The sequence below is a fragment of the Amycolatopsis sp. NPDC104863 genome (assembly GCF_055582965.1).
The window spans coordinates 1-14,742 of sequence record NZ_JBVJOW010000004.1; the positions used below are offsets into that span (position 1 = coordinate 1).

The window sequence follows — 14,742 nt, forward strand, 5'->3', positions numbered from 1 at the left end:
ATCACCGCCCACGCTTTGTCCGTGAGCTCACCGCGACCAACCACCCAGCACAACTACCAGAGGTCCAGCTCAACCGCTTACAGGACACGCCCTAGTCGAGGAAGCGGGACCAGAACGGGATGTACCGCGGGCCGTCCGGCGGGGCCGTGCTGATGCCGCCCGTCGAGAACTCGCGGTGCAGGTAATCCCGCAGGTCACAGCCATAAACGATGATGTCGGTCTGGTACACCGAGAGCACCGGACACCCCATCGACCCGCGGATGCCGGGCAGGTAGCGGTGCCCGCAGACCGGCACCAGCTGCGGCACGTCGGCCAGGCGCCGACGGGCCTCGCGGACCGCGTCCTCCGGGCCGACCGGGCGGGTGCCCCAGTCGGGCAGCCAGAAGCCGTTGTGCTCGACGTCGTACAGCACGCCGTCGACCGGCCACGCCAAACGTTTGCGCAGCTGCTCGGGGTTGCCGCAGCGCCAGTCGGGCCAGCGGTCGCCGATCGGCACGCCGGCGGACAGGAACGTGCGGTGGTCCGCGGCGAAGCTGAAGCCGAACCGGCGCTCGACGTCGTCGAGCTCGGCTTCGCTCAGCCCGGGACGCACCGGTTCCCGGAGGTTCTCCTGCAGGTGCCGTGCCTCCTCCGGGGTGAGGGCGCCGGCCGGCTGGACTGGGGTCATGACCCGAGCCTAAGCGGCGGCTCACCCCGCCGCGCGTTCTTTTCCGCCGTCTTCACGGGCGTGAGTTTGTTCTCTCATCAGCTGGATGGGGGGAACAGAGCGTGAGCGGGTGTAGTTCACTCTTGCCGTGACCTCACCACGACCGCAGAGCCGCGTGCGCGCCCCCGAACTGCGCGGCGACACCTGGCTGAACACCGGCGGCCGCCCGCTCACCCTCGCCGAGCTGCGCGGGCGCGTCGTGCTGCTGGACTTCTGGACCAGCGGCTGCGTCAACTGCCTCCACGTGCTCGACGAGCTGCGTCCCCTCGAAGCCGAGTTCGCGGACGTGCTGGTCACGATCGGCGTCCACTCGCCGAAGTTCCTGCACGAGGGTGAGCCCGCGTCGATCGAGGCCGCGGTCCGTCGTTACGAGGTGCACCACCCCGTGGTCAACGACCCGAAGATGGAGCTGTGGTCGCAGTACGCGGTCCGCGCGTGGCCGACGCTGGCCGTCGTCGACCCCGAGGGGTACGTCGTGCACGTCGCCGCTGGTGAAGGGCACGAAGAGGCGCTTCGCCGCGTCATCGCGGAGCTCGTGACGAAGCACGAAGCGAAGGGGACGCTTCGCCGCGGCGGCAGCCTGTACGTGCCGGCCGAGGAGCAGAACGGCGAGCTGCGGTTCCCGAGCAAGGCCGTCGCCACCGCCGAGGGGCGCGTGCTGGTCGCGGACACCGGGCACCACGCGATCGTCGAGTTCGCTTCGGACGGCGAGACCGTCATCCGCCGCTTCGGCAGCGGTGAGCGCGGCGCCCAGGACGGGCCGTTCGACGTCGCGACCTTCACCGAGCCGTCCGGCATCGCGCTGCTGCCCTACGACGTCGCCGAGCGCGCCGGGTACCACGCCGTGGTCGCCGACACCGCCGGGCACCGGCTGCGCGGCCTCGACCTGATCACCGGCGAGGTGACCACGGTCGCCGGCACCGGCGCGCAGTGGCGCAGCGGGCCGGACTCGGGCAAGGGCATCGAGGTCGACCTCACGAGCCCGTGGGACGTCGCTTGGTACGGCCCGGCCGGCGGGATCGTCGTCGCGATGGCCGGCAACCACACCCTGAGCGTGTTCGACCCGATCGGCGGCACGATCCGCCGTTTCGCCGGGACGACTGTCGAAGGCCTCCGAGACGGCGACGTCACCGAAGCGTTCTTCGCGCAGACGTCCGGCCTCGCAGTGGACGGCGAGAAGCTGTGGCTCGCCGACGCGGAGACGTCGGCCCTGCGCTGGATCGAGCCCGACGGCGACTCCTTCACCGTGCACACGGCGATCGGGATCGACCTCTTCTCCTTCGGCCACACCGACGGCCCGGCGGATCAGGCGCTGCTGCAGCACCCGCTCGGCCTCGCCGTGCTGCCCGGCGACAAGATCGCGATCGCGGACACCTACAACGGCGCCGTACGCCGCTTCGACGTCTTCACGCGCGAAGTGACCACGATCGCGACCGGGCTTCTGGAGCCGCAGGGGCTGCTGCTGCACGACGGGAACCTGCTGGTCGTCGAGTCCGCGGGCAACCGCGTCGGCCCGCTGCCCACGACCGAGCCGACGGTCGTCAGCGGCGACGCGCACGCGGTTCGCCGTCCGCCGACGGTGCTGGCCCCGGGTGAGATCGACTTTTCGGTGGTCTTCGCGGCGCCGCCCGGCGAGAAGCTGGACGACCGTTTCGGCCCGTCGACCCGGCTGGAGATCAGCGCTTCGCCGCCGTCCCTGCTGGCCGACGGTGTTGGTGCCGGCACGGATCTGACGCGCAAGATCCGGCTGGCTTCGGGTGTCGGTGAGGGTGTGCTGCAGGTGGTGGCGCAGGCCGCGAGCTGCGACGAGGGTGGTGAGCACCCGGCGTGCCGCATCACGCGGCAGGACTGGGGCGTCCCGGTGCGGCTGTCGCCGGACGGGGCGCGGGAGCTGAGCCTGGTCATGGCGGGTGAGCCGCGCTCCGGCGGGTAACATGCTGCCCGTGTCTGCCGGGCCGAAACTCGAGATCCAGATGCTGCACGACCGGGTGCTCGTGCGGCTGTCGCCGGAAGAGGGCGAGCGCCGCAGCAGCGGCGGCATCGTGATCCCCGCGACCGCGCAGGTCGCGCGCCGGCTCGCGTGGGGTGATGTACTGGGCGTGGGGAACAGCGTCCGCAACGTCAAGATCGGCGACCGAGTGCTCTTCAACCCGGACGACCAGCTCGAGGTGGAAATCCAGGGCGACGCCCACCTGGTGATGCGCGAACGCGACATCCACGCGGTGGCGACAGAGCGAACCGAGCACGGCACGGGGCTCTACCTCTAGGGCGAGCCGGCGGAGGGCGGGGGCGTGTCAGACGACGACGTGCGCAAGCGCGCCGACCCGACCAAGGCCGACGGCGAGTCGGCGCCGGTCGAGCCCGCGACCACCGGGAAGACCGCGACGGTCGAGCCCGCGACCGCCGGGAAGACCGCGACGGTCGAGCCCGCGACCGCCGGGAAGACCGCGACGGTCGAGCCTGCGCCCGCCGGGGAAACCGCGGCGGCCGAGCCCGCGACCGCCGGGAAGACCGCGACGGTCGAGCCCGCGACCGCCGGGGAAACCGCGGCGGCCGAGCTCGCGGAGCCGCCTGCCGAGCCTGAGCTGCCTCCCGAGCTCGCTGGAGAAACCGCGACAGCTGAGTTCGCAGGGGTCGCCACCGGGCCCGAGGCGATCGTGCCGACCAGCGCCGCCGGTTCGGCGCCCGCGGAGAGGATCGAGCCCGCGGAGCCAGCCAGCGTGGAGGAGCCCGCGACCGCGGCCGCGGGGGAACCTGCGACGGCCGAAACCGTAAAGCCCGAGGTGGCGGAGCCATCGGCCAAGCCCGAGGAGAAAGCGGAGGCGGCCGAGCCTGCGCCCGCCGGGGAGACCGCGACGGTCGAGTTTGGGGTGGCCGCGCCCGCCGGGGAACCCTTGGAGGCAGCGTCTGCGCCCGCCGGGGAAACCCCGGCGGCCGAGGCTGCGGAGCTGACCGCCGAAACCGAGCCACCGGCCGCGCCTGCCGAAGTGGCCGCGCTTGCCGAAGTGGCCGCGCCTGCCGACGTGGCCGCGCCGCTTCCCGAGCCGGATGCGCCCGAGTGGCCGGATGAGCCTGCGACCGTCCAAGCCGAGATCGCAGCCGCCGAAGCGCCTCCCGCGGAGGCGACCGCCGAAGCGACCGCCGTCGGTGGGGCTACCGCCGCCACCGATCTCTTTGCCGATGATCTCCTCGGGGAGCTGCTCGAAAACCCCGCGCCACCCGTTCCCGAGACTCCCGCGCGGAAGCTGCGCAAGGGCGTTGCCCACACCATGATGGCCATTGGGCTCGCTCTCGGGCTCTTCGTCATCCTCTACGCCATCGACCTCATCGCCAGCGCCGGGGACGTTCCGCGGGGTGTCACCGTCGCGGGCATCGATGTCGGCGGCCTTTCCCACGCCGACGCGGAAGCCAAGCTGCGCAAAGAACTCGAGCCGCGACTGACTCGGCCCGTTGTCATCCACGGCGGGGATGTCCAGGCCGAGCTCGTTCCCTCGAGCTCCGGGCTGGGGCTCGACTGGCCGAACACCCTCGGCCTCGCCGGGCACCAGCCATTGAGTCCGATCACGCGGATCATGTCCTTCTTCAGCAGCCGCGAGGTCGGCGTCGCCACGCGGACCGATCCCAACCAGATCAGCCAGGCCGTGCGCGCGCTCGCCGAGGGCAAGCTCAACCACGCCGCCACCGAAGGCGCCGTCGGGTTCATGCCGCTCCAAGGCAGCGATGGCGGTGTCACGCCCTACCCCGTCCTGCCCAGGCAGGGCCAGCAGTTGACCGATCTCGACGCCGCCGTGCACACCGTCACCGACCACTGGCTCGACCCCGCCGGGGTCAAGCTGACCATGGCGATCACGCCGGTGAAGGCGACCGCCGCGGGCGTCCAAGCCGCCTTCCGGCAGATCGTGGTGCCCGCGGTGGCGACGCCCGTCGTCGTGCACGGGCAGGGCAAGGACGTCCCGCTCAAGCCGGACGCCATCGCCGCGTCCTTCCAGTTCGCCGCGGTCGAGGGCGGGGCCGTCGAGGTCCGCATCGACCAGGGCAAGCTGCAGGCCGCGCTCACCGACGGGCTCGCGAGCACCGAGACCGACGGCAAGGACGCCCAGATCGTCTTCACCGGCGACCAGCCGAGCGTCGAGCCGTCCGAAGACGCGCGGAAGATCAACTGGGAGAAGACCTTCCTGCCGCTGATCGACGTCCTGAAGAAGACCGGCGGACGGGACCTCCCGGTCGTCTACAACGCGACGAAGCCCGGCGTGACCACCGAAGCCGCCGGGGCGCTCGGCATCACCGCCGTGATCGGCGAGTTCACCACCGCCGGCCTCACCGGCCCGGCCGCGACGAACAACCGCACCCTCGCCGACCGCGTGTCCGGCACGATCGTCAAGCCCGGCGAGACGTTCAGCCTCGGCGCCCGCTCCGGCCCGCGCACCGCGGACGCCGGTTACGTGCCCGCCCCGGCCGACGAAGACGGCACCGGCCCCACCGTCGTCGGTGGTGGGGTCTCGCAGCTGGCGTCCACTTTGTACAACGCCGGCTACCTCGCGGGCCTGACCGACGGCGGCCACCTCGAGCACGACCACTACCTCGACCGCTACCCGGCCGCCCGCGACGCCAAGGCCGTCAACGCCGACGGCAGCCCCGTCGAGCTCAAGCTGACCAACGACTCGCCGACCGGGATTGCCGTCCAGGCCACGGTTTCCGGCGACTCCGTCACCGTCCGGATCTGGGGCACCCGCCACTACCGCGTCGAGAGCCAGACCGGCGCCCAGGTCCCCGGCGACCCGCCCCCCGTCCAGTTCGGGGGCGTCAGCCCCTGCCAGGCGTCCATCGGCACACCCGGCTTCAGCATCACCGACACCCGCGTGCTCTACGACGTCGGCAGCGGCGCCGAAGTCCGGCGGACGTCGCACACCGCGACCTACGGTCCGCGTCCGACCATCCTGTGTTGAGTTGTCAGCGAAGGACCATGCACCCCTCCTCTTCGAACGAGCGCAACCACGCCGGCTCGCGGAAGTGCTTGTTCCACCGCAGATCCAGCTTGTCCAATTTGGACAGCTGAGCGACCGATTCCGGCAGCGAGACCAACGCGTTCTCCCGTAGGTCAAGCTGGCGAAGCTCGCTCAGCGAGCCGATCGACTCCGGCAGCGAAGTCAGCCCGTTGCCCCGGAGATGCAGCTCCCGCAACGCTCCCAGCGTGCCGATCGACGACGGCAGCTGCGTCAGCTCGTTGCGGTAGAGCCGGAGTTCCCGCAGCGAAGCCAAACCCGAGAGGTCCGCGGGCAGTGCACGGATCCGGTTGTCCGTGCAGCCCAGGTACTTCAGCCTCCCCAGCCGGCACCACGCCGCGGGAAACTCCGTCAGCTGGTTGTCGCTGACGTACAGGTACTCCGTGAGCCCGGCCAGATCACCCAGCTCGTCGGGCAGCGACGGGAACCGGTTGTGCCCCAGGTCGAGCGTGTGCACCGACGTCAGCGCCGAGATTCCGGCGGCAGCGAGGAAAGCCGGTTCGCCGCCAGGTTGAGCACCTCCAGCCCGGTGTGCTCCCACAGTGACGCGGGCACCGCCGTGAGCGAGTTCCGGTAGAGGTCGAGCCGCGTCAGACCCGCAGGCAGCGACGGCACCGAAGCCAGCTCCTGGCCGCTCAGATTCAGTGCCGTCACGACGACCTCCGCGTCGACGGCAGCAACGCCCACGTGTGCGCGTCTTCCGGTGTGGACACCTGGATCCGCAGCCCCGGCGCCTCCGACACCGCCAGCTCGGTCAGCCGGAAGTCCATCCGCCCGGCCCGCGGGTGGTGCAGCCGCCGCAGCCGCGCCCGCGGTTCGGCGACCTCGTGGCGCGCCCACAGCTCGGTGAACTCCGGGCTCAGCGCCGAAAGCCGCCGGATGTCCTCCTCCCAGGCCGGGTCGCCGAGGTGCCGGCCGTACTCGGCCCGCATCCGCGCGACCATGTGCGGGACCTCCTCGTCGTAGTTCAGCAGGAACCCCCGCGCGCTCGGCTCGGTCACGCAGCACCACAGCAGGTTCTTGTGCAGGCACGGCAGGCTGTGCCACTCCCAGAACAGCTCCTCCTGCGCCGCGTTCGACGCCAGCACGTCGAAGCGGCCGTTGACCACCGTGGCGGGCAACGGATCCAGCGCGCGCAGCACCTCGCGCACCACGTCCGGCACCGCTTCGTCCGAGGAAGGCAGCCGCGACGGCGTCAGCTCCGCCAGCCGGTAGAGGTGCTCCCGCTCGGGGTGGTCCATCCGCAGCGTGCGCGCCACGGCGTCGAGCACCTGCGCGCTCGCGTTGATCGGCCGCCCCTGCTCCAGCCACGTGTACCAGGTGACGCCGACCCCGGCGAGCAGCGCCACCTCCTCCCGCCGCAGGCCGCTGAGCCGACGGCGAGGGCCGGGCGCGAGCCCGACCTCGGCCGGGCCGATCCGCGCCCGGCACGCCTTGAGGAACCGGCCGAGCTCCTCCCGGCGGCTCGTGGGGACCTGCGTCTGGGTCATGAGGACATGGTGCCCGAGGGGTACGACAGTTTTAGGAGATTCAGCGGGCGAAGCGGGTGCTCCCAGTACCAGCATCACCAGGCTCTCCCAGCCCCAGCGCCAAAAAACCCAGAGTCGACGGCATGACACTGACCACCCCTGCCCCGGCCGCGGACCGGGAAGCCCGGCCGGACCGGCGGCCGTGGTTCATGCTGGCCGTCCTGCTGCTCGGCCAGTTCATGGCGCTGCTCGACGTCACCGTCGTGAACGTCGCCATGACCGACATCCGCACCGACCTGCACGCGTCCGGCGCCGCGCTGCAGCTGGTCGTCTCCGGTTACACCGTGGGTTACGCGATGCTGCTGATCACCGGCGCCCGCCTCGGCGAGCTGTTCGGACGGCGACGGCTGTTCGTCACCGGCGTTGTCACCTTCACCGTCTGCTCGCTGCTGTGCGGGCTCGCGCCGAACCCCGCCACGCTGATCGTCGCCCGGATCGCCCAGGGCGCCGGCGCCGCGTTGATGATGCCGCAGGTCATCAGCGTCATCCAGGCTCGGTTCACCGGCGCCGCGCGGGCGAAGGCGCTCAGCGCGTACACCGCCGTCATCTCGGTCGCGTTCGTCGCGGGCCAGGTTGTCGGTGGTGTGCTTGTCGGCGCCGACCTGTTCGGCGCGGGCTGGCGGCCGATCTTCCTGGTGAACGTCCCGATCGGTGTGCTCGTGGCCGCGCTCGCGGTCAAGCTGGTGCCCGCCGGAGCCGCGAAAGCGGGCCGTCGGCTCGACGTCGGCGGGCTCGCGATCGCCGTGCCGGCGGTGGTGCTCGTCGTGCTGCCGCTGGTGCTCGGGCACGAAACCGGCTGGCCCGCCTGGACGTTCGGCTCGCTCGCCGTCGGCGTGCTGCTGGCCGTGCTGTTCGTCTTGGTGGAACGCCGGGTGCGCGACCCGCTCGTCGATCTGGCCGTGCTCAAGATCCGTGGTGTCGCGCCTGGGCTGGCGACGCTCGGGGCGGGCGTTGCGTCCTACGGCGGGTTCCTCTTCTGCGTGGCCCTGCACCTGCAGTCCGGCCTCGGCAAGACGGCACTGGCCGCCGGCCTGGCGATGGCGCCGGGCGGCGTGGTCTTCGGCCTCTGCGGGTTCTTCTGGAACCGGCTGCCGCAGCGGGTGCACCGGTGGCTGACGCCGTGCGGTTACGTCGGTTCGGCGCTCGCGTACGCCCTGCTCGCGCTGGGTGCGGACGGCGGCGCGCTGTTCTTCGCCGCGCTGCTGCTGTTCGGCCTGTCGATGGGACCCGCGTTCGGCTCCCTGATGGTGAACGCGCTGACGCACGTCCCGCTCGACCGCGCGTCGGACGTCAGCGGTCTGCTGACCACCACGCTGCAGCTGGGCCAGGTCGTCGGCGTGGCCACGTTCGGCAGCCTGTTCCTGACGCTCGCCACGACGTCGTCCGCGCACGCCCTCACCACGACGATGACCTGCGCCGCCGTGCTGCTGCTCGTCGGCGCAGGTCTGGCCGTCAGGCGCTAGTGCGGCTGCCGCCCTTGACCCTGGCGTAGATCGCCGAGGCCGCGATGACCCCGACGACGGCGGCGGCGATCTGGAAGATGTGCCGGATCCAGTCGATGCCGTTCGTGTCGCGGACGCCGAACACCCCGGCCAGCCAGTTGCCGATGAACGCGGCCACGATGCCGACGACGATGGTCAGCCAGATCGGGATCTTCTGGTCGCCGGGCGCGAACAGCCGGCCGAGCACGCCCAGGATCAGGCCCACGATGATCGTCGAGATGATGCCCCAAAGTCCGCCGAGCACGGTCCCTCCTCGGATCGTCCAATAAGGGCCACCGTGACACCGATCCCCGCGGACCGCCCGCTTTGCCCCTCGATGGGGTGACAGAAAAAGACCCGGTCCGGCGCGCCTCGAGGGCTGCGCCGGACCGGGCCGAGATACGGGGGTGTTACCTGCTCACACCACGGCGTCCGTAAGCGCCGGCGGCGATGCTGACACCGATGGCGGCGAGGACGACCTGCGTCAGGATCTCCAGCCAGTCGATGCCGTTGGTGTCGGCGTACCCGAGACCGCGCGCGATGGCCGTGCCGATGAAGGCGGCGATGATGCCGATCACGATGGTCAGCCAGATCGGGATGCTCTGCTTGCCGGGAGCGACCAGGCGGCCGAGAACACCGATGATCAGCCCGACGATGAGTGCGCTGACGATGCCGGCGACAGTCATCACTTTCTCCTCTCAAGGATCCGCGAACCCGGCCATTCGGGTTCGTCGGACTCGGAGAGCGGAGTGCCCGCATCGGGTGACCCCGAAACGCGAAAAGGGCCCTCCTCACGTGAGGAGAGCCCTTTTCGTGACCATCAGAAGGCGGCTTCGTCGAGCTCCATCAGCGCGTTGTCGGCAGCCTCGACGATCGCGCGGCGGGCGGTCAGCTCCGGCAGCACCTGCTTCGAGAAGAACGACGCTACGGCGATCTTGCCCTCGTAGAACGGGACGTCCTTGGCGGACGCGCCCGCGTCGAGCTTGCCGATGGCGACCTCGGCGTGCTTGAGCAGCTGCCAGCCGATGAGCAGGTCGCCGACCGACATCAGCAGCCGGACCGTGTGCTGGCCGACCTTGTTGATGTTCTGCGGGTCTTCCTGCGACGTCGTCAGGTAGCCGATCAGCGAGCCCAGCATGCCCTGGGTGTCCTCGAGGGCCTGCTTGAGCAGCCCGCGCTCGTTCTTGAGCCGGCCGTTGCCCGCCTCGGACTCGATGAACTTGGTGATCTCGCCGGCGACGAAGGCCAGGGACGCGCCCTTGTCGCGGACGATCTTGCGGAAGAAGAAGTCCAGCGACTGGATCGCCGTGGTGCCCTCGTAGAGCGAGTCGATCTTGGCGTCGCGGATGTACTGCTCGATCGGGTAGTCCTGCAGGAAGCCGGACCCGCCGAGGGTCTGCAGCGACTGCACGAGCTGCTCGGTGGCGCGCTCGGAGCCGACACCCTTGACGATCGGCAGCAGCAGGTCGTTGACGCCGTGCGCGACCTTCTGGTCACCCTCGCCGGTCCACAGCTGGTCCTGGAACGACGCCGTGTAGAGGTACACCGCGCGGAGGCCCTCGGCGTACGCCTTCTGGAGCATCAGCGAGCGGCGGACGTCCGGGTGGTGGGTGATGGTGACGCGCGGGGCGGCCTTGTTCAGCATGTTCGGCAGGTCGGCGCCCTGGACGCGCTCCTTGGCGTACTCGAGCGCGTTGAGGTAACCGGTCGACAGCGTCGCGATGGCCTTCGTGCCGACCATCATCCGGGCGTACTCGATGACCTGGAACATCTGCGCGATGCCGTCGTGGACCTCGCCGAGCAGCCAGCCCTTGGCCGGGGTGCCGTGCTGGCCGAAGGTCAGCTCGCACGTCGTCGAGGCCTTGATGCCCATCTTGTGCTCGACGTTCGTGACGTAGGCGCCGTTGCGCTCGCCCAGCTCACCGGTCTTCGAGTCGAAGTGGAACTTCGGCACGAGGAACAGTGACAGGCCCTTGGTGCCGGGCTTCGTCTCGATGCCGGGACCCTCGGGGCGCGCCAGCACAAGGTGCATGATGTTTTCGCTCATGTCGTGCTCGGCCGAGGTGATGAACCGCTTCACGCCGTCGATGTGCCAGGAGCCGTCCTCCTGCTGGACGGCCTTGGTGCGGCCCGCGCCGACGTCGGAGCCGGCGTCCGGCTCGGTCAGCACCATCGTGGCGCCCCAGGCCCGGTCGATCATCAGCTGGGCCCAGTGCTTCTGCTCTTCGGTGCCGTTCTTGTTCACGATCATCGCGAAGTTCGGGCCCGCCATGTACATGAACAGCGGGGCGTTGGCGCCGAGGATCAGCTCGGACGCGGCCCACTGCACCGTGGGGGGCAGGCCGAAGCCGCCGAGGTCGTTGGTGAGGCCGAGGCGCCACCACTCGCCGTCGAGGAGCTGCTGGTAGCTCTTCTTGAACGACTCGGGGATCTTGACGCTGAAGGTCTTCGGGTCGTACACGGGCGGGTTGCGGTCGGCGTCGGCGAAGGACTCGGCGAGCGGGCCGGTCGCGAGCTTGTTCAGCTCGGACAGCACCCCGCGGGCGGTCTCCTCGTCGGACTCGGCGAGCACACCCTTGCCCAGGCGTTCCTGGACGCCGAGCACCTCGAAGAGGTTGAACTCCAGGTCTCGGACGTTGCTCTTGTAGTGGCCCATGTCGTCACTCCAATGTGTTCGGCTCCCCGGCCGGGCACATGTTCGCCTTACTCGCCGGTAACTTCAGGATATTACCTGCGGGTAACTGGAGCAAGCAGATCCGCACTTCCGAGTAACGGAAATCTACCGAAAAGTGGCCCTCTAGCTGCTTGAGCGGCTCAGCGGCCGCCCGGCAGCGCCGTTGTGTCGGCGGTCACCGGCACGTGGCCGTCCTCGGTCCGGGCGACCAGTATCCCGCCGCGGAAGGCGATGGTCACCGCGTGTGTCCGGTCCCGCGCGGAGAGCTTCCGGAGGATGCTCTTGACGTGCGTCCGGACCGTCTCGACGGACAGGAAGAGCAGCTTCGCGATCGCCGAGTTCTCGAGCCCTTCGGCGACGAGCTGCAGCACCTGGTACTCGCGCCTGGACAGCGGCATCCCGCCGCGCGGCGATGGCGGACTGTCGTGCGCGAGGTCCCCCTTCGGCACGGTCGAGCGCTTCGGCCGCGCGGTGAGCGCGGCCAGCGCCGGGTCGATGTACCGGCGCTCGCTGTGCGCCCGCCGGATCGCTTCGGCGAGCCGTCGTGAATCGATCGACCGCGGCACGATCGCGTGCGAGCCCGCCGCGATCGCGGCCGCGAGGTACTGCTGGGTGCGATTCGCGTCACGGATGAGCGTGACGATGATCAGCGCCGGGTCGCCGGCGTTGAGCAGCTTCGTCAGGTGGCAGTTCGGGTCCAGTGCCGAATCGAGCACCACGACGTCCGGTTTGACCTGTTCGCACAGCTGCAAAGCGGCGTGGTGGCTGGCTGCCTGCCCGGCCCAGTGCAGCCCCTGGCTGCGGTGGACGAGCGCGGCGAGGCCGTCTCGGTAGATCGGGACCGGGTCGACGACCGCCACGCCGAGACTGCGGCCGCCGGGTCCGATCGGCCCGCTGGGCCTGCGGGTGGGCTCGATGCCGTGCATCGTGGGCCTCCGTCTCTGCGCCGTCGCTGCTGGGACGCCGGACGCGTCCCCTCGGTTCACGCGTTCGGCACCGTCCGGTCCCCCCTGCGGGACCGGCCAGAAGTGACTCCTCCTGCTTGGTACGAGTCGCGATTGCGCAGCTCATGACGCCAGTTCCCCCTCATGGCCCAACCGTCCGGTCACAGCAAACTCTGGGTAGAAAACCCCGTCGCGACATCGGCTCGACGGGCACGGGAATGCCCGGACGGGGCGGTGGGTGCTACTGAGGGTGGCCCGCGCCGACGGGGTGCCGTGCCGTCGGTCCGGACGCCGGAACCGGCCGTGCCTCCCCTTCCTCCCGGCCTCGTTGCGTCTAACGGGTCAGACGCCGGTTGGGTGCGGATCATTACTGGTCAGCGGGTCACAACGGCATCCCGCAGTGCGGCGAACTCCACCGCGAGCCCGGCCGGCGTCCAGTGCGCGTTGAGCCCGCTCGGGTTCGGCAGCACCCAGACGCCGGTGTCGCCGATCCGGTGTTCCTGCCGCCCCACGCGTGCCTTCGGGAAGCCAAACGCGGTCCGGTACGCCGTGATCCCGACTACGGCGAGCCACCGCGGCCGGAACTGCTCGACTTTGGCCTGGAGGAGCTTCCCGCCTTCGCGCAGTTCGTCGTCGGAGAGCTCGTCGGCGCGGGCGGTGGTCCGGGCGACGACGTTGGTGATGCCGAGCTTGAGGTCGAGGAGCTCGTCCTGCTCGCTGGGCTTGAAGAGCCGCGGCGTGAAGCCGCCGTTGTGGAGAGCGGGCCAGAAGCGGTTGCCGGGGCGGGCGAAGTGCTGCCCGAGCGCGCCGGAGTAGAGGCCGGGGTTGATGCCGCAGAAGAGGACGTCGAGGTTGGCGGTGAGGACGTCCGGGATGGTCTTGTCGTGCGCGGCGGCCAGCTGGTCCTTCGTGGGTCGGGTGCTCACTCGGCCCAGTTTCCGGCACGCTCGGGGGATGGTCACCGCGGACGGCTGTCACGTTGAGGTTTATCTGCTGTTGCCCCCGGCTGGGGAGGTGGAGATCGTGCACGCGGCGGCTCCGGCCGGGGCGTCGGTTCTCGAGCTTGGTTGTGGTGCTGGACGGGTTACGCACGCGCTGCTGGGGCTGGGGCACGACGTTGTCGCTGTGGACGACTCGGCGACGGTCCGGTATTCGGCTCGGGGGCAGCGGTAGGAGCAGGAGTTCACCCGCCGCCGTTTGGTGATCGAGGAGGTCCTGACCTCGGCCGGCTTGGCCTTCGACGGCTGACTTGCGGCCGACCGGACCCGGTTCGCCGCACGCGCCATTGCGTCGGCAGCCGCGCGTGAGCCGTCCTGACCTCGGCGAACCTGATCTTCACCTCCCATCCCCGTCGCTGGGGGTAGCGGATTCACCACGAACCTGCGTACCCTGTGTGATCTCCCGCACAGCGCCGTACCGAGGAGGATTTTGTGCAGCTCCCGATCGTCCTCGGGCTGGTCGCGCTGATCCTGGCCGTCGCGGCTTTTGTTGTTGTCCTCGAGGATCGGCGGGCCGCCAAGCGGGCGGCTCTGCAGCGGAAGGCGCGGCTAGCGCGTCTGGGCGAGGTGGATCCGCTCGCGCCGGGCCGGCTGCACCTCGACCGGTGAACGCCGGACCAAAGCCAGCAGCAGCGCGCCGAACACCCAGCCGGCTCCGGCGCCGAACGTGTTGTTCATGAGGTCGTCGACGTCGAAGATGCGGTAGACGTACGGTGCCGTGCCGAAGTTGGCCGTGACCTGCGTGATCTCGATGAGCAGTGACGCCGTGAAGCCGATCAGCGCCGTGCCGACGAGGCCGCGCCGCCACAGGATCCGGGCGAACACGCCGAGCGGGACGAACAACAGGACGTTCAGGCACGCCTGCTGGAACGTCTGCGTCATGAACCACTGCGACCCGTGCTTGAGCATTTCCGTGTGGATGTCGGTGATCCACTGGAACGGGTGCAGCTGCACGACCTGGCTCAGCCGGCGCGTGCCCGGGCCGGGCAGCGGCAGGAAGACGACCGCGAGGGTCATGCACCCGTAGAGCAGCACCGCCGCGGTGGTGGCGATGCTCCGCAGCCGGAGGCCGCCGTGGCGGGCGAGCTGCGTCAGCAGCTGCGGCACCAGCACCACGGTCCACAGCGCGAGGAAGCCGATGAAGCCGTACTGCAGGGCGGTGACCTGTGCGTTCGTCATGCCCTCGACGTTATGGATCTTGACCGGGGCACTGCTTCGGTCGAAGGGCCGGACGGCCGGGTCGCCCCTCGGCCACTTGGCCGACCCGCGGCCGGGCCGATCGGTCAGTCGTCCTCGGTGTCCTCGGAGCGGTCCGCGCGCGTCGCGCTGACCAGCGTGCCGACGATGAGCAGCACCACTACGGCCAGCACGACGAGGACGACCTCGATGCCCATTTCTTCCCCCACA

General features: G+C 70.3%; 13 protein-coding genes and 1 pseudogene. 5 read left to right on the top strand and 9 right to left on the bottom strand.

Annotation, left to right across the window (positions count from 1 at the left end; translation table 11 throughout):
- Positions 1 to 91: 91 nt before the first annotated feature.
- Positions 92 to 667 (bottom strand): hypothetical protein, encoded by a 576-nt coding sequence (locus ACZ63J_RS21370; protein WP_465406604.1) that lies wholly within the window; start codon positions 665 to 667, stop codon positions 92 to 94.
- A gap of 154 nt (positions 668 to 821) precedes the next feature.
- Here ACZ63J_RS21370 and ACZ63J_RS21375 point away from each other — a divergent pair, with 154 nt between their 5' ends.
- The 3 genes from ACZ63J_RS21375 to ACZ63J_RS21385 all read left to right on the top strand — a co-directional run bounded on the left by ACZ63J_RS21375 (position 822) and on the right by ACZ63J_RS21385 (position 5,652).
- Positions 822 to 2,639 (top strand): NHL domain-containing thioredoxin family protein, encoded by a 1,818-nt coding sequence (locus tag ACZ63J_RS21375; RefSeq protein ID WP_465406621.1) that lies wholly within the window; start codon positions 822 to 824, stop codon positions 2,637 to 2,639.
- Between the two features lies 1 nt (position 2,640).
- Positions 2,641 to 2,973 carry a GroES family chaperonin gene (locus ACZ63J_RS21380; RefSeq protein WP_465306795.1) on the top strand — a complete coding sequence of 111 codons (333 nt, stop codon included), beginning with the start codon at positions 2,641 to 2,643 and terminating at the stop codon, positions 2,971 to 2,973.
- A gap of 825 nt (positions 2,974 to 3,798) precedes the next feature.
- Positions 3,799 to 5,652 (top strand): VanW family protein, encoded by a 1,854-nt coding sequence (locus ACZ63J_RS21385; protein ID WP_465406619.1) that lies wholly within the window; start codon positions 3,799 to 3,801, stop codon positions 5,650 to 5,652.
- A gap of 4 nt (positions 5,653 to 5,656) precedes the next feature.
- Here ACZ63J_RS21385 and ACZ63J_RS21390 read toward each other — a convergent pair.
- Both ACZ63J_RS21390 and ACZ63J_RS21395 read right to left on the bottom strand, forming a co-directional pair.
- A pseudogene (locus ACZ63J_RS21390) lies at positions 5,657 to 6,363 on the bottom strand (leucine-rich repeat domain-containing protein).
- Positions 6,360 to 7,199 (bottom strand): helix-turn-helix transcriptional regulator, encoded by an 840-nt coding sequence (locus ACZ63J_RS21395; RefSeq protein ID WP_465406602.1) that lies wholly within the window; start codon positions 7,197 to 7,199, stop codon positions 6,360 to 6,362. Before ACZ63J_RS21395 ends, ACZ63J_RS21390 begins: the two are co-directional and overlap by 4 nt.
- A 122-nt stretch (positions 7,200 to 7,321) precedes the next feature.
- Between ACZ63J_RS21395 and ACZ63J_RS21400 the strand changes: the two genes are divergently transcribed.
- Positions 7,322 to 8,701 carry an MFS transporter gene (locus tag ACZ63J_RS21400; protein WP_465406600.1) on the top strand — a complete coding sequence of 460 codons (1,380 nt, stop codon included), beginning with the start codon at positions 7,322 to 7,324 and terminating at the stop codon, positions 8,699 to 8,701.
- Here ACZ63J_RS21400 and ACZ63J_RS21405 read toward each other — a convergent pair.
- From ACZ63J_RS21405 to mug, 5 genes are all read right to left on the bottom strand, one after another.
- On the bottom strand, positions 8,691 to 8,984 hold the full coding sequence (locus ACZ63J_RS21405; RefSeq protein WP_370969631.1) for a GlsB/YeaQ/YmgE family stress response membrane protein: 294 nt from the start codon (positions 8,982 to 8,984) through the stop codon (positions 8,691 to 8,693). The two genes, ACZ63J_RS21400 and ACZ63J_RS21405, sit on opposite strands and share 11 nt — an antisense overlap.
- Before the next feature lie 145 nt (positions 8,985 to 9,129).
- Positions 9,130 to 9,405 (bottom strand): GlsB/YeaQ/YmgE family stress response membrane protein, encoded by a 276-nt coding sequence (locus ACZ63J_RS21410; protein WP_465306806.1) that lies wholly within the window; start codon positions 9,403 to 9,405, stop codon positions 9,130 to 9,132.
- 134 nt (positions 9,406 to 9,539) lie between these two features.
- Positions 9,540 to 11,375, bottom strand: a complete 1,836-nt coding sequence (locus ACZ63J_RS21415) for an acyl-CoA dehydrogenase (protein ID WP_465406598.1) — start codon at positions 11,373 to 11,375, stop codon at positions 9,540 to 9,542.
- Positions 11,376 to 11,533: 158 nt separating this feature from the next.
- A complete protein-coding gene (locus tag ACZ63J_RS21420; RefSeq protein ID WP_465333476.1) occupies positions 11,534 to 12,319 on the bottom strand; it encodes a response regulator transcription factor in 786 nt (261 codons plus the stop codon).
- Between the two features lie 392 nt (positions 12,320 to 12,711).
- The gene (gene mug, locus ACZ63J_RS21425) at positions 12,712 to 13,263 is read right to left on the bottom strand and encodes a G/U mismatch-specific DNA glycosylase (protein ID WP_465406596.1); all 552 of its coding nucleotides are present in this window, start codon (positions 13,261 to 13,263) and stop codon (positions 12,712 to 12,714) included.
- Positions 13,264 to 13,767: 504 nt separating this feature from the next.
- Between mug and ACZ63J_RS21430 the strand changes: the two genes are divergently transcribed.
- Positions 13,768 to 13,944 carry a hypothetical protein gene (locus ACZ63J_RS21430; protein ID WP_465306816.1) on the top strand — a complete coding sequence of 59 codons (177 nt, stop codon included), beginning with the start codon at positions 13,768 to 13,770 and terminating at the stop codon, positions 13,942 to 13,944.
- Here the strand turns inward: ACZ63J_RS21430 and ACZ63J_RS21435 are convergent.
- Positions 13,885 to 14,514, bottom strand: a complete 630-nt coding sequence (locus tag ACZ63J_RS21435) for a VanZ family protein (RefSeq protein ID WP_465406594.1) — start codon at positions 14,512 to 14,514, stop codon at positions 13,885 to 13,887. The genes ACZ63J_RS21430 and ACZ63J_RS21435 overlap by 60 nt on opposite strands.
- Positions 14,515 to 14,742 lie beyond the last annotated feature (228 nt).